Origin of the sequence: Rhizobium sp. RAF36 (assembly GCF_052114105.1) — a bacterium.
Lineage (GTDB): Bacteria > Pseudomonadota > Alphaproteobacteria > Rhizobiales > Rhizobiaceae > Rhizobium.
The window spans coordinates 492651-519312 of record NZ_JBFREC010000003.1 but is presented as its reverse complement, the minus strand read 5'-3'; the positions used below and the strand labels follow the sequence as shown (position 1 = coordinate 519312).

Annotated in this window: 27 protein-coding genes and 1 pseudogene; 14 read left to right on the top strand and 14 right to left on the bottom strand. The window is 56.3% G+C overall.

Features of this window, described 5'->3' with window-relative positions:
• The first annotated feature begins 24 nt into the window (after positions 1–24).
• The 6 genes and pseudogenes from AB4Z25_RS14025 to AB4Z25_RS14000 form a co-directional block, all read left to right on the top strand.
• Complete coding sequence (locus tag AB4Z25_RS14025) at positions 25–927, top strand: LysR family transcriptional regulator (protein ID WP_442208350.1); 903 nt, start codon at positions 25–27, stop codon at positions 925–927.
• Between the two features lie 717 nt (positions 928–1644).
• Complete coding sequence (locus AB4Z25_RS14020; RefSeq protein ID WP_112538803.1) at positions 1645–1935, top strand: hypothetical protein; 291 nt, start codon at positions 1645–1647, stop codon at positions 1933–1935.
• 98 nt (positions 1936–2033) lie between these two features.
• Positions 2034–2282 (top strand): DUF1488 domain-containing protein, encoded by a 249-nt coding sequence (locus AB4Z25_RS14015; RefSeq protein WP_442208349.1) that lies wholly within the window; start codon positions 2034–2036, stop codon positions 2280–2282.
• 64 nt (positions 2283–2346) lie between these two features.
• On the top strand, positions 2347–2523 hold the full coding sequence (locus AB4Z25_RS14010) for a hypothetical protein (RefSeq protein ID WP_162702756.1): 177 nt from the start codon (positions 2347–2349) through the stop codon (positions 2521–2523).
• A gap of 605 nt (positions 2524–3128) precedes the next feature.
• Positions 3129–3854, top strand: coding sequence for a Crp/Fnr family transcriptional regulator (locus tag AB4Z25_RS14005; protein ID WP_112517558.1), 726 nt, complete (start codon positions 3129–3131; stop codon positions 3852–3854).
• A 706-nt stretch (positions 3855–4560) separates the two neighbouring features.
• Positions 4561–4966 (top strand): annotated as a pseudogene (locus tag AB4Z25_RS14000) (alpha/beta fold hydrolase); the annotation flags it as partial.
• Positions 4967–5048: 82 nt separating this feature from the next.
• Here the strand turns inward: AB4Z25_RS14000 and AB4Z25_RS13995 are convergent.
• Positions 5049–6044 (bottom strand): extracellular catalytic domain type 1 short-chain-length polyhydroxyalkanoate depolymerase, encoded by a 996-nt coding sequence (locus AB4Z25_RS13995; protein WP_442208249.1) that lies wholly within the window; start codon positions 6042–6044, stop codon positions 5049–5051.
• On the bottom strand, positions 6041–6523 hold the full coding sequence (locus tag AB4Z25_RS13990; RefSeq protein WP_442208248.1) for an NUDIX hydrolase: 483 nt from the start codon (positions 6521–6523) through the stop codon (positions 6041–6043). The genes AB4Z25_RS13995 and AB4Z25_RS13990 overlap by 4 nt, the downstream gene beginning before the upstream one ends.
• A gap of 73 nt (positions 6524–6596) precedes the next feature.
• Between AB4Z25_RS13990 and AB4Z25_RS13985 the strand changes: the two genes are divergently transcribed.
• From AB4Z25_RS13985 to AB4Z25_RS13970, 4 genes are all read left to right on the top strand, one after another.
• On the top strand, positions 6597–8048 hold the full coding sequence (locus tag AB4Z25_RS13985) for a CYTH and CHAD domain-containing protein (RefSeq protein WP_442208247.1): 1452 nt from the start codon (positions 6597–6599) through the stop codon (positions 8046–8048).
• Positions 8049–8609: 561 nt separating this feature from the next.
• Entirely contained in the window at positions 8610–8909 is a 300-nt protein-coding gene (locus AB4Z25_RS13980) for a hypothetical protein (RefSeq protein ID WP_310295833.1), read from the top strand.
• 101 nt (positions 8910–9010) lie between these two features.
• Entirely contained in the window at positions 9011–9310 is a 300-nt protein-coding gene (locus tag AB4Z25_RS13975; protein WP_310295831.1) for a hypothetical protein, read from the top strand.
• Positions 9311–9508: 198 nt separating this feature from the next.
• Entirely contained in the window at positions 9509–9979 is a 471-nt protein-coding gene (locus AB4Z25_RS13970) for a hypothetical protein (RefSeq protein WP_442208246.1), read from the top strand.
• A 157-nt stretch (positions 9980–10136) separates the two neighbouring features.
• On the opposite strand, the gene AB4Z25_RS13965 is transcribed toward AB4Z25_RS13970, so the two are convergent.
• On the bottom strand, positions 10137–10373 hold the full coding sequence (locus tag AB4Z25_RS13965; RefSeq protein ID WP_442208245.1) for a DUF2934 domain-containing protein: 237 nt from the start codon (positions 10371–10373) through the stop codon (positions 10137–10139).
• 479 nt (positions 10374–10852) lie between these two features.
• Positions 10853–12541 carry an FAD/NAD(P)-binding protein gene (locus AB4Z25_RS13960; protein WP_442208244.1) on the bottom strand — a complete coding sequence of 563 codons (1689 nt, stop codon included), beginning with the start codon at positions 12539–12541 and terminating at the stop codon, positions 10853–10855.
• Between the two features lie 272 nt (positions 12542–12813).
• On the opposite strand from AB4Z25_RS13960, the gene AB4Z25_RS13955 reads away from it, so the two are divergent.
• Entirely contained in the window at positions 12814–13362 is a 549-nt protein-coding gene (locus AB4Z25_RS13955) for a response regulator (RefSeq protein WP_112386587.1), read from the top strand.
• Positions 13363–13806: 444 nt separating this feature from the next.
• Here the strand turns inward: AB4Z25_RS13955 and AB4Z25_RS13950 are convergent, their stop codons facing one another.
• Positions 13807–14418: a general stress protein gene (locus tag AB4Z25_RS13950; protein ID WP_310295823.1), complete on the bottom strand. Its 612-nt coding sequence runs from the start codon at positions 14416–14418 to the stop codon at positions 13807–13809.
• 20 nt (positions 14419–14438) lie between these two features.
• A complete protein-coding gene (locus AB4Z25_RS13945) occupies positions 14439–14750 on the bottom strand; it encodes a PepSY domain-containing protein (protein ID WP_112386589.1) in 312 nt (103 codons plus the stop codon).
• Between the two features lie 797 nt (positions 14751–15547).
• Between AB4Z25_RS13945 and AB4Z25_RS13940 the strand changes: the two genes are divergently transcribed.
• The gene (locus AB4Z25_RS13940; RefSeq protein WP_112386590.1) at positions 15548–15739 is read left to right on the top strand and encodes a CsbD family protein; all 192 of its coding nucleotides are present in this window, start codon (positions 15548–15550) and stop codon (positions 15737–15739) included.
• A 158-nt stretch (positions 15740–15897) separates the two neighbouring features.
• Here the strand turns inward: AB4Z25_RS13940 and ligD are convergent, their stop codons facing one another.
• The 3 genes from ligD to AB4Z25_RS13925 all read right to left on the bottom strand — a co-directional run bounded on the left by ligD (position 15898) and on the right by AB4Z25_RS13925 (position 19944).
• Entirely contained in the window at positions 15898–18552 is a 2655-nt protein-coding gene (ligD, locus tag AB4Z25_RS13935; RefSeq protein ID WP_442208243.1) for a DNA ligase D, read from the bottom strand.
• Positions 18553–19309: 757 nt separating this feature from the next.
• Positions 19310–19693, bottom strand: coding sequence for a response regulator (locus AB4Z25_RS13930; protein ID WP_112386592.1), 384 nt, complete (start codon positions 19691–19693; stop codon positions 19310–19312).
• Positions 19694–19713: 20 nt separating this feature from the next.
• Positions 19714–19944, bottom strand: a complete 231-nt coding sequence (locus AB4Z25_RS13925; protein ID WP_112538816.1) for a hypothetical protein — start codon at positions 19942–19944, stop codon at positions 19714–19716.
• A gap of 321 nt (positions 19945–20265) precedes the next feature.
• Between AB4Z25_RS13925 and AB4Z25_RS13920 the strand changes: the two genes are divergently transcribed.
• Positions 20266–20790, top strand: a complete 525-nt coding sequence (locus tag AB4Z25_RS13920) for a sigma-70 family RNA polymerase sigma factor (RefSeq protein WP_112538817.1) — start codon at positions 20266–20268, stop codon at positions 20788–20790.
• Positions 20791–20811: 21 nt separating this feature from the next.
• Here the strand turns inward: AB4Z25_RS13920 and AB4Z25_RS13915 are convergent, their stop codons facing one another.
• From AB4Z25_RS13915 to AB4Z25_RS13900, 4 genes are all read right to left on the bottom strand, one after another.
• The gene (locus AB4Z25_RS13915) at positions 20812–21594 is read right to left on the bottom strand and encodes a Crp/Fnr family transcriptional regulator (protein ID WP_442208242.1); all 783 of its coding nucleotides are present in this window, start codon (positions 21592–21594) and stop codon (positions 20812–20814) included.
• Between the two features lie 56 nt (positions 21595–21650).
• A complete protein-coding gene (locus tag AB4Z25_RS13910) occupies positions 21651–22142 on the bottom strand; it encodes a YciE/YciF ferroxidase family protein (RefSeq protein WP_112538818.1) in 492 nt (163 codons plus the stop codon).
• 325 nt (positions 22143–22467) lie between these two features.
• Positions 22468–22611 carry a hypothetical protein gene (locus tag AB4Z25_RS13905; protein WP_162702755.1) on the bottom strand — a complete coding sequence of 48 codons (144 nt, stop codon included), beginning with the start codon at positions 22609–22611 and terminating at the stop codon, positions 22468–22470.
• A gap of 180 nt (positions 22612–22791) precedes the next feature.
• A complete protein-coding gene (locus AB4Z25_RS13900; RefSeq protein ID WP_442208241.1) occupies positions 22792–23928 on the bottom strand; it encodes a flavin-containing monooxygenase in 1137 nt (378 codons plus the stop codon).
• Positions 23929–24072: 144 nt separating this feature from the next.
• On the opposite strand from AB4Z25_RS13900, the gene AB4Z25_RS13895 reads away from it, so the two are divergent.
• Positions 24073–25113 (top strand): phosphatidylglycerol lysyltransferase domain-containing protein, encoded by a 1041-nt coding sequence (locus AB4Z25_RS13895; protein ID WP_310295810.1) that lies wholly within the window; start codon positions 24073–24075, stop codon positions 25111–25113.
• An 80-nt stretch (positions 25114–25193) separates the two neighbouring features.
• Here the strand turns inward: AB4Z25_RS13895 and AB4Z25_RS13890 are convergent, their stop codons facing one another.
• On the bottom strand, positions 25194–25883 hold the full coding sequence (locus AB4Z25_RS13890; protein ID WP_442208240.1) for an AprI/Inh family metalloprotease inhibitor: 690 nt from the start codon (positions 25881–25883) through the stop codon (positions 25194–25196).
• Positions 25884–26662 lie beyond the last annotated feature (779 nt).

Sequence of the window (26662 nt, the reverse complement as noted above, 5' to 3'; positions counted from 1 at the left end):
ACCCATCGTTCCAAACGGAGAACGATGATGCGGTACGATCTGAATGACCTTGTCTATTTTGCGGAAGTGGTCGCCCACGGCGGGTTCGCGGCGGCGGGCCGCGCACTGCGCGAACCCAAGTCGAAACTCAGTCGCCGGGTGGCAGGACTGGAGGCTCGCCTTGGTGTCCGTCTTATCGAACGCTCAAGCCGGCGTTTCCGCGTAACCGATGTTGGCAAGTCCTTCTACGAGCGTTGCAGGGCCATGATGACGGAAGCCGAACGTGCTGAGGCGCTCGTTGCCGAAGCGCAATCGGAGCCGCATGGGATGATCCGCATGAGTTGTCCGACCGGGCTCGTCGAGGCGATCTCTCCGCTCGTCACGCGCTTCCTTGTTCAATACCCAAAAGTTCGCTTGCAGCTGGTGGCTATCGACCGCCCGGTGGATCTCATCGAGGAGCGGATCGACGTGGCCTTGCGCGTGCGCACCTCACTGGAAGGCGATGCCTCGTTGACGATGCGCTCACTTGGAAACTCGACCCGAATCCTCGTGGCCAGCCCGCAGATCGCAAGCCGCATTGGCTCGGTCGAGGACCTTGCTGCTCAACCAACGCTATCGACCACCGACGATCAGGGCGAAGTAAACTGGTTCCTGGAGACCGACGAGGGCCGGATGCATACGTTGCGACACGAACCGAGGATTGGCTGCGCCGACTTCACTGCCGTCCGCACGGCAGCCCTTGCCGGCCTCGGCGTGGCACTACTTCCAGATCATAGCTGCAGACAGGCACTGGGCGAAGGCAAGCTGGTGCGTGTTCTTCCCGCTTGGCGCGGCATGAAAGGGCTTGTCCATCTGGTTTTCACGACAAGGCGCGGCCTGCCGCCAGCGGTGCGCAAATTTATCGATGGGCTTGCGGCGGGATTCCCGAAAGACGCCCTGGCTGAGTGACGATCGAGATGCGTTTTTAGCTCTGCGCCGCTAACAACTCGGAAGCTTGCGTCCGAGCGCGAGGAAGCTCGCATCGGCCCATTGAGACCGACCGACTGAGCGCTTTCATATAGATCTCTGTGCTCCTAAAACTCGCTTCTCATTGGACACTGGCCAGGAAACTAGAAACGCAGCATTGCCGATATTGTGCTGTAGCGTCTGCTCATATTTCCGAACCTTCGAGGGTCTTTCATCGTCAGGATTTTCCATGCAATGTAAGATAGTCTTCCCGTCGTGGTCCTTGCATCAAACGGACGGCAAGACAGCGCGGGTCAATGTGCGACATGTTGCGATTTTCCTTTGCACTTGGTTGAAGCGAAATCTGCCAGCTGCCTCTCGCTCCTGGAGGGATGCGTCCCTTCCGGATTGAGCGCCAGGAAAAGTCACAATACACGATCGTTCGATATCACTCCTCGTCATCGCTCGCGAAACGCCGGATGGGCTTCTGTGTTTCCGCCACCGGTTCTGTCCAGATCCTTTCGTTGGCGCTGGATGATAAGGCCAACGGCCATCAACTTCGCTTTACAGACAGCGATTATTCCTCCTGTTTCGATGAAGGCTCGTATTCGTTTGCTTTCTTCGCTCTAGAAGCGCAGGGTTCTTCCTTCAGTAAGCCATGTCCAGGGCGCTGCTGCTTAAGGGTCATCACGCCCTAGCCCCGACCGAAAGGAGGACACAATGTCTTCCGCACTTTCGCCTCACCTTCTAACAGTCGCCGATATCAACTTTCTTCAAAATGTGCTGAAAGATGCGGGCTACTCAAGCCACGAGCTGACAGGCACGCGCGTGACACCCGCAGGGAAACTACTGATCAAATCGTTTCAGGCAGGGATGGAACATCCGGTGGATCTTCAAACCGAGCTCGAAAATCACTTTGGTCGTTACGAAATGAAAACCCGCGTATCGAGTAAAGCGCTACATCCGTTCGCAATCCCAGGCTTACCGCACCGCGACACGACTGCCACGTAACAACGCCGCTCGCCAGCAAACTGCGGAAGTCAGTTGGTCGCTTGATTGGCGTCATTGGTTTGCGCCCTAAAACTGCGAAAATTAAAGGTCGGACCAAGATGGCGCTAGTGTTTCCCAACCGAAGCCGAAGTTTCGACGAAATAAAGAACGGCGTACGCTTCACCGGATACGACGGCATGTTTGAAGTCAAATTCCTGGTTGAGGCGTCAGCGTTGAAGCAGAGGACGGCGGCGCGGTGCCTCAGCGCATTCGACAGCGACCGGGCATCAGTGCTGGAAGCGGCAGCCAAACTCTATGAGCGACGCCGAAGCAATAACCTGACACTCAGTCTCCAGGATATGGCTTGAACTGCCTGATAACGCAACCGCCGGCATTGGCAGATTTCAACGGCAGCCTTTCACGGAGAACAACATGATCAGGTTCAGATCGTCAGACGGCAATGAAGCGAGATCGATGGAAATCGCACTAGAGCTGAAAAAACTGGATGCCGAGATGGCGTCCCCCAATATCAAGGAATCCAGACATGCGGAGCTTAATGCCCTCTATCGAAAGTTGAGCGCAGAGCGAGATGTGCTGACGACACGGTGAGTGTATGCCGTCATGTATTCCGGAAACGTGCGCTACGTCACCACCGAACAGTTGAGCTTGATCGCAGAACTTCTGGGGGATGCTGGCCACAGCACAAATGTATGGGCCAATGCGCCTCCCAATGTCGCTGCAAGATTGCTGATCAGACTTGTCCAGGGAGGTATGACCGACCCAATCGATCTTGCTTGCGAGCTTGAATTGAAGGTGGGAGGGAGGCGAGAGCCCGTTGCACTCCTCAGATCAATCCGGCAACTGACAGACCGTGGTTTCTCGATTCACTTCGGCCCCGAACAACCGTAGCTCTCGCGGTTCTTTCTTATGTTGGCCCTCAACCTCTTGTTTAAAGGCTTTCTGGCAGCGGGTCGTAGCGCCGGGGCCGATAGAAATGGACGATACCGGACAGACTATAGAGCGTTTTTGCTGAACGTCAGGCCTACACGCGAAGTTTCCAACGTCCGATAAAGTGCACAGGGCTGCCGGCCAATTGTCGGTCAAGATAATCCGACATAAACGAATTGTCGGAGACTAGGCTCTGATCATCGGTTGCAATCAATCTGACGCACCGACTTTGAGACCCGATTGCTCTTGCCTCACGAGGACGAGCAATGCCGGAGATTGCAAAATTAGTTTTCCGAAATAATCTCTTAGCCAAGTTGGCGAGGAGCGATCTCGATAGAGTTCGCCCGTTCTTGGAGAAGGTTGATCTCCCGCGTAATGCAAGTCTAGCCGAGCCTGGTACCATCAGCGACTACACCTATTTTCCAGAAACGGGTATCGGCTCGATCGTTGTGGGTCCTCCTGATGGGCGCAAATCTGAAATCGCGCTGTTCGGACGAGAAGGCTTGGCGCCCACCTCCGGAATCGCGGGGACTTCGTCCTTGCCCTATCATGTCTTTATGCACGTTGACGGTTGGGGCTTCCGAATCGCAAATGTTCATCTCCAGGCGGCGATGGCCGAGAGCGTCTCGCTTCGGAATTTTCTGACAAGATACCTTCAGGCAGCGTCGGTCCAAATTGCCTATACAGCGTACACAAATGCCGCTCATCAGCTCGAAGCACGTTTAGCGCGCTGGCTCCTGATGTGTCACGATCGTTCCAACGGGGACCAGATCCATCTCACCCACAAACTTATGAGCATCATGCTGGCGGTGCGCCGCCAAAGCGTTACAGAAATGCTCCATATTCTTGAGGGAAAGCACCTTATCGCAGCGGCGAGAACCTATGTAACCATACGGGACCGAGCGGGGCTCCTCGCAGTGGCGGGCGACGCCTACGGGGTGCCGGAACGAGAATACATGGCAAATATCGGCGGTCTGGACCCGACAGCCTAGCTTTATTGGTTCAGGTCTTTTTAGACCTTGGGGCGTTCCGTATCGCTTCCGCTTCGTCTGCTGCCGTTTGCCTGGCGAATATTTCAGCGACAATCTCTACAACATCTGATGTTGACGTGCCCTTCGCCATCTCAGCTCGAATTCTTGCCATCACTAGTTTTTTGTTATCTATCAACGCTTACTCGCCTTCGAGGCAGACTTGCTAGGATGGTGCAGACCGGGTTCAGCTGTGAAGACGGCCACGCTCCACCTACGCGCCGGGCATACTGTGTTTCTTGATCGTGCTTCCGACTGCGCGCAAACCGGAACATCGCTGGCCGCTCGCGAAAGTGTAAGTTGCCGACGGACTTTGTTCCAGGAGATTGCTCAGGGTGGCTGATGCGCCTTACCATCGGCCATCCAATCCGAATCGCAAGGGCGCCGGCGATCTCGATAAGGACTTGAGCCTATAAGCAATTGTTGCCTAACGCCTAAAATGCACGTTACCGGACATTTATGCAAGCCAGTGGCAAATCTTTCTCAAAGGTGAACAAACCAGAAATACGACTATGTCCAATTATTAATTTGCGCTGAGAATTAACGTGAACATATCATACATATCCACAGAACATACCCAAGGAATTGTTGGTATGGAACGCACTTACTCGATTAATTCGTTATGAGCAATGCTTGTGGCCGCGTCGCGATAAATGCACGCTTGAAGACATTGTTCGATGGTCCGCGATCAGCACTCGCTGCCAACCGGTCGAAATTCGTCCGTGATTTCCCGGTGGCCCCGTTTTATGGTTTCAACCGTGAACGCGCAGCTGTGCAGGAAGCGGTGATCCAGAACTGGTGGTGGCAGGGCTCGATAGGCGCCGCAAAAGCACACTAGGGCGGCATCAAGGCTTTTCTGAAACGGACCAGACCGAAGATCTCAGTCGATATCGGTCTCCACTTTGGTACTGCACGATGAAGACGATCAGATAGTCCCACTCGCCGATGCTGCGTGCAAGTCAATCAAGCTTCTAAGGAGTGGCATCACCAAGACCTGTCCGGCCTTTTCGCACGGCATGCTCACGGTCAATGCCGATGTCTTGAATGCTGACTTGCTGGCGTTCCTTCAGATCTAACGGACAATCGCGATGTTGCGCGAGCAGAACTGCGAATAGCTGGCAGCGTCATGGACGCCCACGGGCAACTGCCGTGACCAACTCAGCGTCTAGGCAGCTCCCACAACCGCATCAATTCAAGAGGCGCTGAAATGTTGGTCGCGAGCACGAAGGGGTCTTTGATGCGCTGGGCGCCGCCGCGCGATTTGATGGGGAGACCATGGGCCATGCCTGCGATCGAATACAAAGAAACTGCGGACCCATTGGCAGCCTTCCACGAATGCAGGTGGCCCCAGGTCTTTGTTTGGACGTCACCTGATCGGCGATCGATGTTCATGGCTCCCAGCCATTGGTCGATGCTGGTATCTGCGTTCGCCGGGTTGACGACGCGATCAGCCGTTCCGTGCCAGATGGTAATTGGGGGCCACAACCGCGGTTTAGGCGAGATGGTCGTGATCCTGCGACCCCATCCCTCAGTGGGCGCGGCAGCGCCAGATTTCATCGCACGAAGAGCCGACATCGCGTCGCGAACGGCCCCAACCGGCATTCCGGCGACGATCGCCGCACCCGCAAAAAGATCCGGATAGGTTGCCAACAGGACTGCGGTCATGGCCGCACCGGCTGGAAGCCCGACGATGAAAACGCGGTTCGCGTTGATCTTATGCCGGCTACTGGCATATTCGATCATCTGCTTGATGGAGAGCAACTCGCCGCGGTCGCGGGCGATGGCGCTGGGGCGAAACCAGTTGAAGCATAACTGCGAATTATTGCTTCTCGTCTGCTCTGGATAGAGAATAACAAAGCCCTTCTTCCTTGCCAGCCGCGAGAAGCCGGAAGCGGCATCCAGACTTTCGGGTGTCTGCCCGCATCCGTGCAAAACAACCACCAGCGCCGGCTTTTTCGGCAGGTTGACAGGTAAAAAGGATTTCATGACGAGCCGCCCGGGATTGGTGCCGAACCCCACCGTTGTCACGAGCCGCGGCGAGGCGCTTCGTCTCCGCTTGCGCGCCGGCGGCTGCAGAACGGCTTCCAAGATCTCTGCGACTTTCTTTTGCGAGCGGATTGCCCTCGACAGCGATTTAGCAAAGCTGAACGTCAACGGCCCATGGCTTCCAGCTTTTCGAGCAAGGCCTGAAGGCCCGGCTGGACGGCGTCACGAACGGCGGCCTTCAGTGTAAACCACTTCTGTTTCCGCACCGCTTTCTCGGGGAAGTCTGCCGACAGTCTGGAAACCTCAAGGAGATGGACGGCAACCTGGTAGCGAAGCGGTGAGCTATCCTTTGTATAGCTGAACGTACCGAAAACTTCTCTGTCGACCGCGCCAACCACACCGGCCTCTTCGAAAGATTCCCGTCCCGCGGCGAGATAACTGGTCTCACCGGGATCGAGGTGCCCTTTTGGAACGCCCCAGCGACCGTTCCTGCGACTGCCAACGAGAAGGATGCTGAATTCTCCCTTTTCATTGCGACGATAGCAGATCGCCCCGGCCTGCTGGATGTAACGAGCTGACGTCGTGGTCAAAGAGAACGAGGGGTCATCCGAGAGCATATTGATTTTCGATTTTTTTCTAACTTTCATCAAAGCGCTGTACCACTGAACTATGACAGCTAGGTCGGCGTTTGAGAGCGTCCACTACGAACTGGAGTCGATCGTGTCATCCGAGACCGAAATTAAGCTCGACCTTTCAGATGAAGCGACAGAGAGCCTTCTCGGTTCCCACCTGCTTGGCGAACCCACGAAGATTTTGAAGCAACGATCGACCTACTTCGATACGAGGGATCGAGCGCTTTGGCAGGAAGGGTACACGCTGCGCATACGAAAGGTTGGTGATGCGCGCGTGCAGACTGTGAAAGCCACCGGCCCAGCCCGGTCGCTTTTTGCGCGATCGGAATGGGAAGCGCCGATCGGGGAGGATGAACCCGTCCTCGACCACACTAGCCCACTTATCGGCAAGTTTGGCACCAAACTGAAGCTGGAGCCGGTCTTTGACGTTTTGATCGAACGACGCCAATGGGACCTTGAGGAAAACGGCTCGCGCATCGAAGTTGTCATCGACCGGGGTGAAATCATATCGGGCGACCGTCGTTTCCCCATACGCGAAGCCGAAATCGAACTGAAGGATGGAAAGATCAGCGACCTTTTCGTTTGCGCGAGAAAGATAGAGGGCGTCGCAGGCTTTCGGTTCGGCATGCGCTCCAAAGCTGAACGGGGCTTCGCGCTGATTGAGGCGCAAAAACAGGCTTTCAAGGCCGAGCGCGTCGATCTCGAACCGGACATGAATGCGGCCTGCGCGTTCCAGGCGATTGCCTTATCCTGCGTCCGGCAATTTCGGCTAAACGAGGACATACTTCTCCAGAAGCGGAACCCAGAGGCTCTGCATCAGGCGCGCGTCGCTCTTCGCCGGCTGAGGTCTGCCTTCTCGCTGTTCAAGATGTTCATCCCCGGCAGCGAACCGGAGCGGCTGAAAGAGGAGCTTCGATGGATTGCCGCGGTCCTGGGCGAGGCTCGGAACGTCGATGTGCTCCTTGTAAAAGCCACCAATGCCGATATCGTCTCCAGGCTGAAAGCGGCCAAAGAGGCCGCTTATCGTGACGCGATTGAAGCCTTGGGTTCATCGAGAGCGAGAGCGCTGATGCTCGACCTCTTCGAATGGCTCGAATGTGGCGAATACCTCTCGGGAATGGGGAGCGCAAAGGCGGATATACCGAGTGCTCAGGAGTTTACGGTGCGTGTGTTGGACAAACAGCGCAAGCGGATAAAGAAGGCCGGGCACAATCTGATGAAGGTCGATGACGAGCATCGCCATGAGGTTCGCAAGGACGCAAAGAAGCTTCGCTATACCACCGAATTCTTCGTTTCGCTGTTCGACAACAAGCGCGCAGCGCGCCGGCACAGGAAATTTCTTGCCGCGATGGAAGCGCTCCAGGATGACCTCGGCGCCTTGAACGATCTGGCTACCGGGCATGAAGTGCTTGAGAAGCATGGCCTCGCTGAGCATCCCGCAAGAGCGTCCGTGGTTTCGCATGCCGACAAGGAGGCGCTGATCAAAAAGGCGCAAGCATCGGTCGATGATCTTCTCGACGCGAAGCGGTTCTGGCGGTAACTGGCGAGCGTCATGTCATTTGCCACGGGGAGAGCACCCGGTCTAACGAGGCGGCACCAGCTATCGACCTATCATCCAGGGTGGTCGCTTCCTGTCAATCAAGCCGAAATCCAGTATGAAATACTCTCGATCTGCAATCGGCGAAGGCGTAAAGCGTCGGAACTTTCTCATCCCGCGCCACCACGGACCGAGACGATAGCCCTCGATATGTAAAGGAGAGTTGCCTTTTAACGGATCGCTTCCGCCAAGCTGATGCCAGAGGGTTCGCCCACCCCTCGTGTGCGGGCGAACCCTATCCCCTACGCGCCGTCGGGGCGGGGCATTTCGATATGCCCGTGTCGCTTAGATCAGCTGGACAGGCCTCAGGATACTGACCCAATAGAGCTACTGCACGGTATCGGACCCCCCGATCAGCAGTCTGGGACTTTGCCGTGACTGTCACCGCCAAGAATTCGTTTGCTATTGTTTGTCGTTGAGAGCAGGTTGACTGCCTTGGCAGCCATTGAACGGGCGCTGCCGATTGAGGCTGTCAAGCTTCGCCCCGACCGAAAGGAGGACTTGATGTCTTCCGAAATCAGCACTTCCCATCTGGAAACAGAAGACCTGACGATGCTTCAGGGCATCCTTGTAAGCTGCGGCTATACAGGAAATATCTCGGTACACTCAGACGGCCATATGAACGCTGCAGCCAAGCTTTTAATCAAGCTCTTCCGTGAAGGTGTGAAAGATCCGGCTCAGCTTGCTAACGCGCTGCACCGAAATTTCGACATGACCGATACGGGATCCAAAATCCTGCCGTTTTCGGGCCCGCATAGATATGCCGTTCACGGCGTAACGCCTCAAGGGCGTCGCGTTCACTAACAAGGCTACATAGCTGCTTTTTCGAAACGAGTACGCGCGCGACTGGACTACGGTATTCGCATTGGCAGGTCGTGCGTCCTTCAGAAATAGAGGACTTGAGAATGAGCCACATATCTGAAGGTCAGAGACTGCTGAGGCTCATCTTGAAACGAGCGAATTACGCGACGTCCGATATCCGAGCCGACCCCGGTGAACCGCATTTGGCAGAAATCGAGATCATCCGCCGAATTGAAGGCGCGACCATAGCTGCTGAGAATTATCCGGCGTCTCGACGGCAGCGCTTGAACTCTGATCCTGCTGCCCTGGCCGCCTGGGAGAACGAGGGGGGTGCGGTGCGTTCCAAGCAAAGCCGGCCCAGGCGATTTCATCATTTCGCCCCTCAGAACGATCCCATCGATTGAAGCATCGATCCGTCAAGTTCAGCGCGCGGATCAAAAGGATATTGGCTGAGAGAGAATGGCATAGCCAGCCAAGGGGACTGCGTCCATTATAGTCCCGTGGTTTTGTTCAATTGATCAAAACTGTTGTTTGAAGGTGGCAACACCTCGGCGCGTAGTATCGCATTTACAAAGTTTTCCGGATCCACGCGGTGGCAGTGAATGTCCAATCGATCTTCAGTTGAAGTGTTAGGAAAAGGCATAGTCGAGGACGAGCGCCACATCGCCGGAGGTCATCGTCCCTTAAAGCCAACAGCGGCAAACAATGAAAGACATCACTGGGCCCCCAATTGCGATAGCTGTGCCTTCAAGAGCACTCGTTTCGCGCTAGCAACGTCCCGAGATGCCGCCTACCTCACGAGCGGGCTCGACACGAGCCCGATCCCAAGGAAACGGATCAATGCCATGAAGACAACTGTTAAAAGCATTTCCATCACTCGGCCCTTCCAACTAGCTGGGATGGCCAAGCCACACCCGGCGGGGACCTTTGACCTTCGGATTGATGAAGAGCCGATTGACGTGATGTGGGAAGCCTATCATCGGACGATGACGCTTATTTTGAAATCGAATGGTCTCATCGAGGCTTGGCCTATATCCGAAGAAGATCTGGAAAAGGTGCTGGCCGTTAGTTAACGGCATTGATCCGCTTTCTTTGACGGCCGCGGCGTCGAGACAGCAATCAGCGAATTGCAGCCGGGACGAGGTCCACACTGTGCTAGTGGCCCACACAAAGGTGGGCCAACTTGATTTCTGGCACTGGCCCAAGCCGGCTTGGGTATTGTTGACGAAATCAATCCGGAGCGACACTGGATGGCGGCCTGTCGATCGGCAACGCCTTTTTTCTATTTTTGCGGTTGAATTCATCGGAGGCGTGTTGGTTGGCTTCAGTGACCGCGGCTGCCTCCTCTTCGGTCTTCTCATGCTGCTCTTCCGCCCGACGCCAGTGGTCGTCATGCTGGCCGTCTGGGCGGCCTTCTTCCTCCCAGATCTTGTAGGCGCGCTCACGTTGGTCTTGATCTCTATCCATCGACGTTCTCCTGTTGGCGACTGATAATCGCGAAGTCCGTCCAATGTTCCTGGAAGCGCGTCGAAGATTTCCCGATGGAACGAAACTCTCCGTGAAGGGCGGCATTCGCCGGAAACACGAGCTGGCCACCCCAAGAGGATCGAATGACGAAACACACTGACGACTACAACCAGGTGGGGGCCGATTTCGGTAATGCCGTGAACATGGCGCGATCGGAACAGGACCAGTGACTACACACCGACGGAAGCCGTGAGAGGGGCTAGATAAAAGGATGGTGGCGCGGGAACGTTCGGTCACCCGGAAGCCGGCTCTTACAGCGGAACGGTCATCGAGATGACCAAACGCTGCGCCATCACCATGCTTGCAATCAGGAATGAAGACCCCGACTTGTTGCGTGCCATAGTCAGAGGGCGCGGCCGTCGGTTCGAAATCTATGGCGGCGTTATCCGCGAGGGAGTAGTTTCGGTCACTGTAGTGGTCTACGTGGCTTCCCTGGAGCCGTCGAACTGAAACAACCGCTCGTCCCTGCTGATTGAGGCTAGGATGGCGCGCGCCACTCGCTTCCCGAGTTCATGCGAGCTGGTGATTCCCTGGACGAAGGGAAGCTTGTGAAGGAGAAACGGTACGGAGACGCAGTAGAGATGATTGGTCAGGTCTGGTCCGACGCGCGGCCGAAAGTCTTCATCGATGTCGATGCCCCCGGTCCTACGGAAAGAAGCGTTGGCCTTGTCCAATTCCCGAATTGTGGTCTGTGCGTCCTTCAAGACGTCGGCGCGCCGCAGGCTCGGGAACGGAAGGTCCGATGCCGACAGTGCATGCTGGCCGGTGGCGTCAATGAACGCCGAAAAGCTCATACTCTGGGTGTCCGTGCTGACGATGGTACCAGGTTCGTCGTCGGTGCGTTGGATATCGTAATCGTCGCCTAAGGCGCGCACATGAAGTTTGCCGACATTGTGCAGGGCCAGTAGGCGCTCGACGGATTGGTGGGGGACGGTAGCATAGTCGTCAACGAACACCGTTTTGAAGTGCTCGTGGAAACGCTTTAGGTCGCTGTCATTAAAGTGGGGCACAGCGAGGGCGACGACCTCATGCATGCGCAGGATCGCATAGCGCCATTCTACTGTCGAGCGAGTTGCCTTGTTAGCTTTTGCCTCAGAGAGATTTCTCGCCGCCCACACGAACGGGTCTGCCTCTTCACGGACCCGGAAATACCTGTCGGCGATATCCTCGACCGTCGACAGTCCCAGTCCTATCCTTGCGGCATAGTCCGGATCGTTCAGGACAATCTCCTGTTTGAAGAGTTCGAAGACCTCGTCCAGGAGACGATCGGGAACGTCGGAAATCAGTCTTTCGACAGCGCTCTTCGTGCACACGTCTAGAGGCCTGTAGGGAATTGGACAGTAGAAATCCGCTTCCGGAAGCAATCCCTTGCGTGACATCATGGTGAGGTGAAAACCCTCGCTGTCGGGCTCTGGTTGATAGTGGAGCGTATCATCCTCGTCACGAAGGAACATGCCATGGGCTGTGGCCACGGAAACGACGGCGTCGATTCCGCTCAGCGAGGTCCCGAGGACACCCACCTCGACTGGCCCAATCCGCCGGATCGCGTCGGCGGGCCATGGAGACGAGAAATAGCCTGGTGCGACCTCGGTGTTTTCCGGCCAGTCATGACCTGTGGCCATTATGACGTGACCGAATTGGGCTTCGCCAGCCTCGCCGCCGCGACGTGCGAATGACAGGGAGATATCGTCTCTCCCGAGCTTGATATCGAGGATTTTGTGACCGGCTTTCACGTCGATGGCGTGACGCGCCGCAATCCCGCGCTTCACAAGCATCCAAAACTGGTCTGCAAAATAGTCCCCAAGCACGACGCGGGGATAGAACTCACGGTCACCAATCGCTCGTCGTTCTATGCCCAGTACGCGCAGCTCATCGTCAGTTCTGGAGCTAAGCCAATCGACAAGGCTCTCGCAGATCGGCGGGATCTCGATACTAGCAATGTTGGCCAGCATCGCGCGGTCGTTTACGGCCGGATGGTACGGCGTGCCCTTCCCGGCATCTGGCGTCTCCTCGAAGATCGTAATGGAAAGCGGCCTCTCCGACGCGATGAGGCCCTTCAACGCATAAATGCCGGTTGGACCCGATCCGATAATAGCTATCCGTGTCATAAAGTCTTTCGATAATCGCGCCAGAACGGGCGGAGGAAGTTGGGGAGTAAGGAACGTGGGCTGATCCACATGGTTCCGATGTCTCCTGATCCGACTGTGAACACGTTCTCTCACAGACCCCCGGAATCGCGTCAAGTACTCGGAAATTCGCGGAACCAAATCAAGGCTTCCGCATTTTTCTCCGCCTGTGCAAACGGGGGCAGCAGCAGTCCTCGCTGACCGCTTTTGGATTTCCGGCACACATGCCCACTTCACGCTTGCGAGACCTAGCTATGGATCAAAATAGAAACGATTGGACCGCCGCACGTGCCTATGCTCTTTGGGAGCAAGCTGGACGTCCCTTTGGGCAGGACGATAAACACTGGGCACAGGCCGTGCTCGAACGTGATCTGCTTGAGCTGACACGCGCCTCGAAGGATGGTGCAGAGGTAATCTCACGCGCACGCCCAAACACGCCGGACCGTTTCGCAATGAGCCACAGCGTCCTCATCGTTGAGGACGAGCCCCAGCTCCGCTACAACTTTGTCGATTTCCTTGATGAGGCAGGACATAGTACGTTTGAAGCAGCGAACGCCGACGAAGCCCTTATTCACCTCAGAAATAACAAGATCGATATTCTCTTCACGGACGTCGATATGCCCGGAAGTGTGGACGGCCTAGGTCTGGCTGCGACGGTTCGCACTCGCTGGCCTCAAATCAGAATCATCGTCACGTCCGGATTGATCACGCTTGCCCATCACGATGACGAACTTGGCATTTCGTTTCTCGCAAAGCCGGCATCGGGATTTGAACTGCTCGGACTGATTGCTTCCGGCGGTTAGCCAGCGCGGAAACTTCCCTAGAAGTTGCTCAACGATCGATCCCGAGCCGTCGGAGTGACGCCACTCGACCAACGGCAAAACCATCCCACGATGGAAGCTTGATAGACGCGGCCGCTTGGTCGGAAGTTCTGCGCCTCAATTGAGAGGAGCTGCCGTGACCTCTGTCGCGTCCCCAAGCCATTCGATCGGCGAACCTGACGCCAGTGGTTGGAGTCGTTCGGTGATCCTCGACGCTATAGGACAACAATGGTGGGGTCTGGTCAGGTCGCTCGGTTGCGGACAGGTTCGTGCGTCCACTTCACGAGCGAAGGCATGCGGCGATCGGGAACTCGTTCTGATTGACCAGTCGACACGGGAGCAGCTGAGGAAACGAGGGCGCTACGGCGTTCCTGTAAGAAAAGCCCCGCATAGGCTGCGAGGCTTCCCCTTTTTGTGTTGATGTGGTTACAGACGATTGTCACGATACCGGTCGCGTTCAGCGGCGATCTGCGCCGGCGTGTAGGGATCCGCAGCTTCGTCGAAGCGTGTCCAACCCTGCTCGGTGTAGCTCGCACGGCGAGCGGCGACATCGACGCGCGACGAGTTGAGGATCGCCTCGGCAGGTGCACGTTGGTCATCTTCGACACGGGCTGTCACGACGGAGCCGCCACGACGAACACTCTCTGCGTAGAAGTTCGCGTCCTCCTCCGGCACGCCGGAATCAATCATTGCGCCGACAATACCGCCAACTGCGCCGCCCGCAACCGCACCAGCAACCGCACCGGCTGCAGCCGCAGCAAGCCAGCCAGCAGCAACGACGGGGCCGACGCCGGGAATCGCAAGCATGCCGAGGCCTGTCAGGAGGCCACCTGCGCCCCCCGCGACTGCGCCGATACCGGCGCCGGTGCCTGCACCTTCGCCCGCTCGGTTGCCCTGCCCCTGGATATCGGGGTCGCCATTGGCCTTATTGGTGACAATGCTGATATCGTCCGAGGGGACGCCGGCCTCTTCGAGCGCCTTCACGGCTGCCTTGGCGTCGTCGTAATGGTCGTAAAGTCCTGTGATCGTGGTTTTCATGGGAATTTCTCCGTTATGTTTTATTTGGCGAGCGTGACGTTGCCCTGGAAGTCCAAAGAGACCATTGCTGGCTTGCCATCCTTGGAAGCGGTCGCGCGCCAAACGCCCTGGTCGTCCAGCTTCAGGCCGGATACATCCTTGTAACCGGCTTCTTCGATCCGCGATTTTGCCTGATCTTCGGTGAAGCTGTTTTTGCCAGCGACTGGGGCGCCAGGGTTCTGCTCGGTGTTGACCGCAGGCGTCGTCTGCGAGGTGGTTGGCGTCTGGCTCTGTGCGAAAGCGGCAGATGCTACAAGCACAAGGCTCGCGGTGAGAAGGGTGATTTTCTTCATTGGTGTTACCTCCTGTTGGGTGGAACGGAAACACGTTGAAAACCTAGAAGTTCCAATGATTTATTTGTTCGCGAGGCTGTTGCAACTCGTTTCTTGAACACTATGCGAGATGGACGCGCTTTCAAGCAGTTCGAAACCGTCGCGCTTGACGTCAACAGCGTTCCGAGCAGAGTTGCCCAAGGCCGGGCGTGGACGGCTCGCAGAGGTGGCTCGCCGCAGGGCGACATGCGACAGGGGTCTCTGCAGATTTTTGAGCGAACTTCGGCGCACCCTGCCCTTCTCGACGTAGGCTACCGGTTTTATTTCGCCGACAGTCGAAAGTGTGGGCCCGATCCCTGCAAAGCGCGTGGCGCACCATGCCGCGTCGCCGGTTAGCACGCCCCGAACTTTGACTAGCGATACTTCCGGCAGAGACTGTCGTCCCCGTCACCCCGACCTATGAATCGCCCACTGTCACATTGAGTCATCGAGGCTCCTCCTCACCAGAGACGAAGAGCTCACGGGTGGCCGGCCGATGCCCTCGACGTTGACGACCTGATCGTACTCTGCAGAGTGCCGTTTCTGAGCGAAACCTCTACACCGTAGCCGGTCGCGGCGACGGTGCCGGAATCGTCGAAGCTTAACGTCACACTTCAGCCCCCTTCCTGACGAGTTTTGTTGAAGATCAAACCGGCTGTGCATGCAGTGTGGTCAGATCCATCAGCCGGAGCATCAAAAGGAGTGCCTGATGGAACAATCTCTTGAGACTGCCGTTGACATACCACTGATACAATTCCGTTTCTGAAAAGGAGAATTCGATGGGCAGCACAGCTGACAAGGTTTCCGGTAAGGCGAACGAACTCGCAGGCAAAGCCCGTCAGGGTGTCGGCAAAGCCACTGGCGACCGCGAGATGCAAGCCAACGGTATTGCGCAGGAAGCCAAGGGCGACGCGCAGCAGGCCAAAGGCGAAGCCAAGGATGCAGTCAAGAAGGTTGTCGACAAAGCGTAAGCTTCTGTTGGCGTGAAGAAGGCCCACCAGAGGTGCTACCCGGTGGGCCTTTTTTGTTACCGTCCGCGTGCGAGACTGTCGGCATAGTGGTTGCCTGCGTTGCTGCCAACGGTCCTCCTTCCAGCGATGGACACTCGAATGACCTGACGTTCGATATGCTATACGGCTATCGTCTTTCCTCTACTTAGTCGCTTCATCGCCTGTTCGAGGGAGCGCTGACTATCACAGTAACCCTCCCACGCGCTGCTGTTCGATAAATGCCCCGGCACGGTACGGATGGTATATCGCTTTGGGTCGAGACCTGCCTTCACCTGTGTCCAGTTCAGCGGCATCGACACGGTCGCACCAGGACGAGCGCGCGGCGAAAGCGGTGCGACTGCGGTCGAAGTTCGATCATTGCGCAGGTAGTCCAGGAAGATGCGGCCATTCCTCTGAGCCTTGGACATCTTAATGAGGTAAAGGTCCGGACTATCCCTTGCCATCTCCTGGCAGACATCATGTGCAAACGCCTTACCTTCATCCCATGACAGCTTCTTGCCCTTCGGCACCAATAGCGGCGTCACCACATGGAGGCCCTTTCCTCCAGTCGTCTTGCAAAAACTGACGAGGCCCAGTTCCTCCAACCGGTCCCGAATTTCCCGTGCCCCTTCAACGACGGTCGAGAAATCGACGTCAGGACCGGGATCGAGGTCGAACACCAGGCGACCCGGTACTTCCGGCTGGCCTGGCTCACAATTCCATGGATGAAGCTCGGTGCCACCAATCTGCGCGATTGCTGCCAACCCTTCAACGCGGTCGATCTGCAGGTAGGGTGCCTTGTCGCCCTTGACCTTCACTTGTTCGATGAGGTTGGAGGTCCCCTGCATGGCATGGCGCTGGAAGAATTGCTCTCCGCCAATCCCATCCGGCGTCCGGATGATCGAGCATGGCCGTCCCTTGATGTGTTCGATGAGCCATGGGCCAACGGCTTCGTAATACTTCGCCAGATCGACCTTCGTAACCGGGTCGTCATCGAGAGCGTCAGGCCACAGGGCTTTGTCTGGGCTAGAGATCAAAACGCCCATGACGTCGACTTTCGCACCCTTCCGATATTTTGATGGCTTCGGTGTCGTCGGCTTGTCGGTTGTCGGGTCCGGGACATCGGTCGCCGCCGGTTTTGCTGGCTTCTCAGCCTCCACCTCGCGTGCTGGCTTGTCCTCACGCAGCCCTTTGAACGCTGCTTGCCTGACCTGTCCATCAGCGGTCCAGCCGGCAAACTCGATTTCCGCCACCAGTTCTGGCTTAAGCCACACAATATCCGGGGTCTTCTTCGGTGCGCCAATCCCGGTGAACGGGGACCTTGATGCTTCCATTTTCTTGAGGCGCGACAGCAGCTCGGCGACGACGCTGGCCTTGTAGCCCGTTCCCACCCGACCCACGTAGACGAAATGACTACCGCGATTGACACCGACGAGCAGCGACCGGAACTTACCGCTCGTGGTCGCGTATGCTCCGATGACGACCTCGTGCCCTGCCCGGCATTTGGACTTAGCCCAGGTTTTCGTCCTCCCTGATTCATAGGCGGCGTCGGCCTTCTTCGAGACGATCCCTTCAAGAGAAAGCTTGCATGCTGACCGCAAAACAGCGTCTCCGCCGGTCTCGAAGTGTTCGACGAACCTCAGGCGCGGATCATCACCAGCGTCGGACAACAATGTCGCCAACCTCTCCTTGCGCCCTGACAACGGAAGCTCGCGGAGGTCTTCGGCACCTTCAAACATCAGATCGAAAGCGAAGTAGACAAGGTCATCGGTCTTGCCTTCCGAAAGGGCGGCCTGCAGCGCCGCAAAATCCGGAGCGCCATGCTCATCAAGGGCGCAAATCTCTCCGTCAATGATCGCGTCGGGTAGATTTGATCCCGAATGAGCGATAGCAGGATACTTGGATGTCCAGTCCAATCCCTTCCGAGTCTTCAGAGCCACCTCGCCGTCCTGAATGCGCATCTGTATGCGGTATCCGTCGAACTTGATCTCGTGAATCCAGCCGGAGGACGTTGGCGGCCGCTCCAATGTTTCACACAGCTGCGGCTCCACAAACTCAGGCATGTCAGAGACGGCAGCTTTGCGATCTGCTTTAGCCTTGGTGTTCGTTCCGGCTTTCCGCCCTTCATTGGCAAGTCCTTCGCTGCTATCCCAGACGGCGTCTGCCCCGACGGCACTTCCTGTTGTCATGAACGGTTTCGGCTTTCGGCCCTTTCCCAAAGCAATCGCTTCCATCGTCCTCCCCGACGCTACCGACGTATCATTATCGTCGAGCACTGCTGCGCCATCTTCCTCGACCGAATAATCGTCATGGTGCTTGATCAGCAGCCAGTTGGTACGTTTTTCACCTTCCTTGCCACGCATTCGAACGAGAACAAAGCTACCGTGAAGGCGGTCGCCATCGAGGGTGAACTTGAAATCGCCTTTCGCCAAGGCTTGTTCTGGGCTCTTGTTTCCTTCTGGTTCCCAGTATCCACGGTCCCATAGCATGACAGTGCCGCCACCATATTGTCCCTTTGGAATGGTGCCTTCGAAATCACCGTAGTCGAGGGGATGATCCTCGACCTCGACGGCCAATCGTTTGTCCTGGGGATTGAGCGACGGTCCTTTGGTGATAGCCCAAGATTTGAAAACGCCGTCGAGTTCGAGGCGTAGGTCATAGTGGAGACGGGTCGCATCATGCTTTTGAATGACGAAACGCAGGCGGTTTGACGACTTAATGGTAGTCTCCCCGCTGGGCTCAGCGGTCTTATTGAAATCTCGCTTGGCGCGGTACTTGGAAAGATTGTCAGCCATGGCGTCTTTTCCGTGTTTATGAATAGTCGAAATGTCCCAACCTTAATCAAGGTTCCCCACCGGTGGTGCGGGCGATTTACATTCACCATTCGGCCAGGGGGAACGAGTCAGCCTTGCACTTGAGAAAATTATTACTGGCGGGATACGGCACGCTACGACTACGATTCTAAGCTTAAGACGGGCTGGCCGGGCAGCCGCAGGCCGAGGCGCACGCTTTGTCCTGACACCCAGGAAAGTGCAAAGTGAATGCCTGTAAAATCCTGCTCGGTCACCCGAACGACGAATCGCTCTCCGCGAAGGATAAGACCAACAGCCGACTGTTTCATTCTTCGTCCCATAATCGGTGGAAATTCGTTGGGTGCGTCGGAACCGTAGGAGACACTAAGATTTGCGCGCTTTGCCCAATACAGTGAGCAACTCGGTTTTGCTCGTATATCCGGCCTGCAAAAGGTCGAAGAGGCGCGACGCCAGGGAGCATCCATCCAGGCTGTCCGGAGTGACGCGGTGTGTTGCGCAGTACTCTGCCATGGCCTCGAATGCCGGGGTCACGTCATCCTTGAACGAAATCGCGGAATAGCTCCGACATAGATCGCCCTCCCTGTTAGAGAGGCGAGAGCTCGTATCAACTCCCAAGCGGTCACTGCCATTGCATTCCGACCGACGATACAACATACGACCAATCGCTGGGTGCTGAGGGTGACGCCGTGAGGTAGTACGGCGAATGTTCTACATTTCCAAGTTCACTTATGAACGAGCGTCAATGGCGGGTCGCTGACTGGGCCACCGCGACGGCCAATGCGATCACCATCTGCTCCTGCTTGAGAGGCTCTTTCAAAACCGGCACCTTGCCAAAACGCTGTAGCAGCTGCGGTTCGTCGTTTTCTGTTATGAAGACGAAGGGGATCCGATGGGCGAGCAGTCGATCAGCTAGGGAGACCACGCCTGCGAGTTGGACCCGAACACTGACAACGGCGGCATCGACGACCGCGTGATTGATAACCTCAATTGCTTCCGGCACATTCGGATAAGGACCTACGATTTCGCTTCCTTGATCTTCAAGGGAAAGCACTGTTTCGCTGGCCCGGTGATAGTCGTCGTCGACGACAAGGACGTGTTTTCCTATTAGGTCGCTAAAGGTCATCAACAATCCTCTCAAGACTATCACTGGATGTTATCGTTTGATGCAGAGGAGATGACTTCCATCGACCGATGCAGGTCGGCGCTGAGCGCCTCGCGAGTGGCGGCTCCGAAGGCGATCAGATTGAGGGCAATTGAAGCCGCCTGTTTAGCCAGCTGTGTTTCGAGCGAGTTACCCGTAGCCTCGGCCCACTCGGTGAAAACATCTTGAAAAAGCTGAAGTTGTTCTGCATCTGTGAGGTCATCGATTAACATGGTGTCGCTTTCTGTTGCCGAGCGCGCGTGTTCTCTCCCAATCGGCCGGCCTGTGGCAGCGGCCGATGTTCAGGATACACCGAATTACCAGTTATTTGGCATGAATTGTCCGCTTCCGGACATGTTGGTCGCTTCGAGAAAGCGCCGCAGGGCCGCGAGGAGCCTACTATGTCCCTACCTAAGCTATTATAATTAAAGCGTAATTGACAAATTTATTTATGTAAAAATTGCGGGAGACCAAATATATTCGTCCGCTATCGTACGCAATTCTCTGGGAACGTCCACGTTGGCACTGCGTTGTGGCTCTTTGGGAGATCGTCAATGCTACACTTACCAGCAAGCGCAGCGCAGAGCCGCGAAATCGTCGAACTGATGCCGGCTCTACGGAAATTTGCTTACCGCTTTACATCCAATGAAAACGACGCCGACGACCTCGTTCAAGAAGTGCTAAAGCGTGCCATTGAACATCTGGATCAGTACTCTGCCGGAACGAGCATGAAATCCTGGATGTTCACCATTATGCGCAACCTTTACGCCACCCGTTACAAGGCTGCTAAACGCGAAAGCTGCGGTCTGATTTCCGACGTGGCATTGCAAGATGTGCCGGTGGCAGCCAGTCAGGACTGGAAAATGCGTGCAATTGACGTGAATACAGCGCTGCTTCGTCTTTCCAGCAACGAGCGTGAGGCACTGATGCTTGTCTCCGCCGGTGTGTCTTATATTGAAGCTGCACACTCCGGCGGTTGCGAAATCGGGACGATAAAAAGCCGGGTTTCTCGCGCTCGCCACCACTTGGCCGACCTTTTGGGAGATGCCAGTGTGGGGGAGGCGACTGCAGCTTCGTGACAAGCAAGCGTCAAAGGAACCTTACCAGCTTCGTTGCCCCAGGGTCTGCCCAGTCAGTCTCAGGTATTCTCGTTCGGCTGGACCATATGTGCTCCCTGCAAAGAGAATGAGAGCCTCGCGATTTTTAATTGTGATCATAGAGCGGCTTGTGCCGATGAGACCGTGCTTTTCGAGGACGTGAAGCGCGTCGGTCACGCTCGGACGCCTCACCCCCAGCATGACAGACAGGAACTCATGCGTCAGAGGTAATGCGCTTGACAGCATGCGGTCGTGGACCATGAGCAGCCAACGCGCCAACCTCTGGTCGATATGGGTCTTGCCATTGCAAAGCGTTGTGTATGCAAGCTGAATGGTGGCGGACCGCGCATAGCGCAAGAGCGACCGTCTCAGTTGATGAGACTGGAAAACGGCGGCTGCAAAAATCGGCGTCGCTATTCTAACCCCTTCGCCAGGCACCTGCATATAGCACTCGAATGGAGTTTGGTCGTCATCGTAGAGAAGCGACGCGCCTGTGAAACCCTCACGACCAATGAGGCCAACCTCGATTTGCAGACCATCGCGTGTTTGGGCGACAACGGAAGCGAGCCCGCTCTCGATAAAGTAGACGAAGTCTATCGGCTGGTGGACCTCTTCCAATCGGTGTTTGGCTGGCAAGTCGATGCGTTCGAAATGCGATGCCAACCTCTCGTATGTGGTGTCCGGCATGCTTTGTAGCAGCAGATTTTGGGTCGAATGGCGGATGTGATCCAAAAGCGCTCTACCTCCAGGGGTCAAAGCACGAAACGTCGCGTCGATGTGGAGCAATATGTCTCATCGCTCATCGTAGATGGACGGCTGCGGTTTTCAAGCGGCCGTAACCGTCAGGCCGCAGCCGCATTGACGGTCGTTTCAGCGATTTCCGACAGCAACTCGTCGGTCTCCTCTTCCTCATTGAGAGTGAGAGCAAGGAGGTCGGCAACCTCATCCAGACCGAGCGTTTTGGCCCAGGTCACCATCGTAACGTAGCGGCTGATCTCGGGGTGTTCCACCGCCTGCGCGCCGGCAAGCAGTCCTGGGTCGAGAGCGTCGGTCCCCTGAAGTTCTTCCATGACCTCTCTGCCTTCATCGATGATACCGAGAATGGCTTTACAGGTCTTTTGATCGGCTGGCTTGCCGAGGAGTTCAAAGGCTTCTTCCAATCGCTGGACGTGCACTCCGGTTTGTGCACGATGGGTCTCGAAAGCTTCCTTCAGCTCCATCGACTGTGCAGCATCGGCCATCTTCGGAAGAGCATTGAGGATTTGCTTCTCCGCGAAATAAATGTCCCTCATCGTTTCGGAGAGGGGGTCACTAAGGTGTTTTGATCCTGCCATTTTCGCGTTCCCTTTGATGGTCGTTGGGGCGTTCGACGTAGGGACATCGAGATGAGTGAGCATGTTAAGCGAACACCTCACAGACAACGATCCACTCCTGCGCCACCAAGCGGTCACTAAAGACTGACCGGCACTTGGGACTCCCTAACTGGGACCACCATGGATAGTTCCTTCCAACGCCGCGACTAGGTCAGCTTGTTGACAGTGGGGCAATTTCGAAACGGCTGGTCCTGCCACTCAATCGCCAGTAGCCGTCGTGAGGCCAAGCTGCGCTAGGTTCTGAGGCAGAGCTGCCTGGCAGACAAGCGCCTTGCAATAGAGCCATCTACGCGACCCGTCTTCGCTCGGACTCCGCCTTAATCGCGGCGTCCTTTGCCATCTTTATCAAGTAGGCGACGAACGGTTGATCGCTGAGTTCGGCAAGTTTCTTGGCTGCTTCAAGATGATCGATCAGATGAGCCTGCGACATTCAAACCTCCATTTGCAAATATATATTCATGTTTGCTAACGAACCTTAACCGAGGCTTAATACGCGAGTTTCGTCCGCCACCGGACAACCACAAGAGGCTAAAGGAGCAGCAGGCGCTGCCAGGCCACGGCAATCGCTCGGGCGATCCCGTTTTGAAGGCAACAACACGTTGGACGAGGTCTAGGTGAACTGACGATATCTTCGTGCGCGAATAGCAATGGCTATCTGACGGGACTCACGCCGCACATTGTGAAAATAGCTGATTAGGCCCGGTGTCATACCAACAAACCATAGGCCTTCGTAGGCGTTGCTCTGCCGAATACTCACCCCTTCCGTTCCGTCCAAGGCGGGAATTAGGCTTCCGAGGCCCGCGCCGTATCCCGTGGCGGCAATTATGATCTCTGGATCGATGGATGTGCCGTCCGCAAGGGAAACCATGTCTCCCGAAAATCCCAAGACCTCCGACACGACTTTCGTCCGCCCGTCCCTGATCGAGCGGATTGCCCCGTCATCGACAGGAATGGCGATTTGTTCATTCGAGAGACGCGTCGCTGCACCCTTGTGGGCCGCTGGAAGTCCTGTGTCCGCCAGGCTTCCGAACGCCAAAAACTGCGTCAAGGCGATCGAAACGTCCGCGACCTTCGAGGGCAGCGCGGCTACCAACGGTGACAATCGATGGACTGCAATTCCATGCAAACGTTTCGGTAGGATAGTCGAGCCGCTACGAACTGAGACCCACGTCTGGGCCGGACGAACCCTAGAAAGGTGGTTGAGGACGTCGAAACCGGAATTGCCTCCGCCTATGACCAGAACCCGCTTTCCCTCGTACTGCTTGGCATCACCGAATTGGGATGAGTGGATCAGCAAGCCGCGGTAGCCGTCACCCCCTTGCAAAATGGGCATGACGGGGTAGCGATCCCTGCCCGTCGCGATGACGACGTTCCGAGCCCGGACCGACGCGGCGTTGATTTGCATTGTGAAACAGTCGTCAGTTCGCCTAATGTCTGAAACCGTCACACCGTGCTCAACGGACAGATCGTGCCGTCGCGCGAACTCCTGGAGATGAACCGCTACGTCTGTCCTTCGTGGAAAGGCCGGCGTTCCACGGGGGTACTCCAAGCGCGGCAGGTGGGACACGCTCCTGTGTGTATTCAGAGACAGCTGGGGATGGCGATCGAGCCAAGTTTGACCAATCTCATCATCTTTATCGAAGATACGCGCAGCTATACCTGCGCGTTTGAGCTCGTACGCGGCGGTCAGTCCCGCGAGTCCTCCCCCGACGATCACGGCCTTCTCGATTGTGTCATCGGATTCCATGACACAACATCGCACGCCCGTGCCGAATAGCAACAGTGTTCGGCCAAAAGCGCATTTAGAATCCCCTAAAACAGTATTCGCGTTAGGTAACTCATGTTGCCTCTGGCACTGCTAGGATGCTGGCTTCCAGCGGGGGGATTCGAGATGCCGGGTGTTCGCAGTTTCATCGATTCAGTGTTCGATCGCCGCGTGGCTAACCTTCCGAACACGCCATATCCCAACGAAGAAAAGCTCGATCTCTGTCGAAAACATGGAGATTTCTCCTTAGCTTATTCGACAGCGGTTCAGGGAAACCTGCGCCATTACGGCGATGATAGCGGATACTTGGCCTACGCCACCAAGATGGGCCACACCTTTGTCCTTGGTGATCCGGTGGCCGCCCCAATCGAAAGACGCAAATACATTGAAGGCTTTGTGAAAGCCGCAGGCCGCCCCTGTTTTGTTCAGATCGGGGCGCAGACTGCTTCCGTGCTGGCTGGGCTCGGTTACCGCGTCAATCGCATGGGCGTGGACACCCGTCTCACACTTGACACCCATGACTTCGCTGGCAAGCGAAACGAGACCGTACGTTATTCTGAGCGCTGGCTTATCAAAAAAGGCTTCTCGATAGTAGAATGCGATGGGACGAAGACCACGCAAGAGCAGATCGAAGCCGTTTCAGAAGACTGGAGATCGGGTCGAATCGTCAACCGGCGGGAAATGTGCTTCCTCAACAGGCCCTTTTTAAGTGCCCTGTCACCAGACATGCGCCGCTTTCTCATCCTTGATCCGGACAACCGTCCTGTCGCAATCCTCGATTTCGATCCGCTCTTCAGTAATGGCGCCGTGACTGGATATACCGCCGCCTTCAAGCGGAAGTTCACGGGGACGACATCCCACGCCGAAATCGGGCTGACTAAGTTCGCGGCGGACCGCTTTCGGGAGGAAGGACGCGCTGTTGTGACATTAGGCCTCTCGCCTCTTGCGGCCATCGGGCGGAGCGGATTTTTGGAAAGTGGATTTTGGAGAAGCCTGTTCAAGCGTGCTTTCGACTCCCGTGCTGTGAATACCCATATTTTCAACCTCCAAGGTCAAGCCGCCTTCAAACGAAGGTTCCATGGCGACGAGGAACCGATGTACATCGCCTTCAAACGGCGGACGCCCTTAGAGATTCTTGCTCTTCTTCGGCTTCTTAAAACCCTCTAAGGACGCTTTTTGCGAGTTCAAAGCGGGTGGATTAGCCATCCTGGGCGAGGCAATCGTCACCGCGCCGTCCGGTCGTTGTGTTACCTCTTCTCCCGTTGAAGCCGGTACTTCCCATCATCGGTCACGAAGCCGTCGGCAGCTGGCATCCAGCCGTAAGACGATTCCTCTCCTGCGGAGAAGGACAGATAAATCTCGGAAATCTGCCAAAAGGTCATTTTGGTCTTTCGGACAGTGGCATTGCAGTCTTTGGAGAGTTCAAGGGCGTTTTCATCGTCGTAGCCCGCCGCTGGAGTATCAAGTAGGGTGACATGGCATAGTGTCTTCCCTTTTCGATCCAACAGAGCCCACGTTCCGGAAACAGCCTTCTTGGTGGGTACTCTTTCCATTGTGCCTGGTTCGGGCACCAAGTAGACCGCCGGCTCGACCTCCAGCGGCGTGCGCCACGGTCCGCCCTCCTGTTCTTCGAAACCGAGTACGGATTTCCGAGTGGCATCGCGGAAGACAATGCCAGGTTCGGCAAAGTCCCATGCAGCAAGCATGTCATGATATGGCGGCCCGCACGGACTTTCTTCAGTTAGCGCGTATCCACCGATCGTCTTGTCCTTTGACAGTTGCACTCTGCAACCGAGCGAACCATCGGCGGAAGCGATGAGCCAGGTCCCCGTAGTCGCCTCGACGATGTCGTCGCTGACCTGCGCCAGCGCGGGTGAAGCAAAAATACTGAGTGAGGCACTGACAATTGCCAGAGAAATACCTCGGAGCCCAAACATGAAATCCCCCGTCGCCTCGTTGCGTCGATCGCAAAGTGTCACGTTAGCCCGACGCCGTACAGAGTGGACGTCTCTTCTGGGCGAGCATTGGCGGGCTAGCCAATACGATGGATTTCGAGGATGCGAGGACTTTTCCCTAAACGGGAGGTCGAAACCTCACTGTGGGACGACGTTTCTGAAACCTGACAGCTTCTGGGAGCCAGGGTTGGTATCTGCTAAACCGGACGCCCAGGACGGTGCAAAATGAAAGCCTCAAAATCCGTCGTCCGGAGCTCGGTACCCTGCCGACGAAACTCCCTCCCCGAAGAATGAGATCAACAGCTGCTGTTTCATGGGTTGCCCCGTGATAGGGGGAAGAGATTGATGAGGTGCGTTGGGGATCGTGCGAACCACTAACATGGCCGTGCCTCGCCCAAAGCAGCCAACAACTCGGTTTTGGTCGTATATCCGGCCTGCAGAAGGTCGAATAGGCGCGATGCCAAGGAGCATCCCTCCATGCTGTCCGGAGTGACGCGGTGCGTTGCACAGTACTCAGCCATGGCCTCGAATACCGGGGTCACGTCATCATTGAACGAAATCGCGCGGAATAGCTCCGACATAGATCGCCCTCCCTGTTAGAGGGGCGAGAGCTGGTACCAACTCCCAAGCGGTCGCTGCCATTGCATTCCGACCGACGATCCAACATAGGCCCATCGGTCAGCACTGCCAATTAACTTTGACATCGTCCATTAGCGGACGAACACCGCATCGGCGACCGATTGATCCGAGGCGGTCGACGG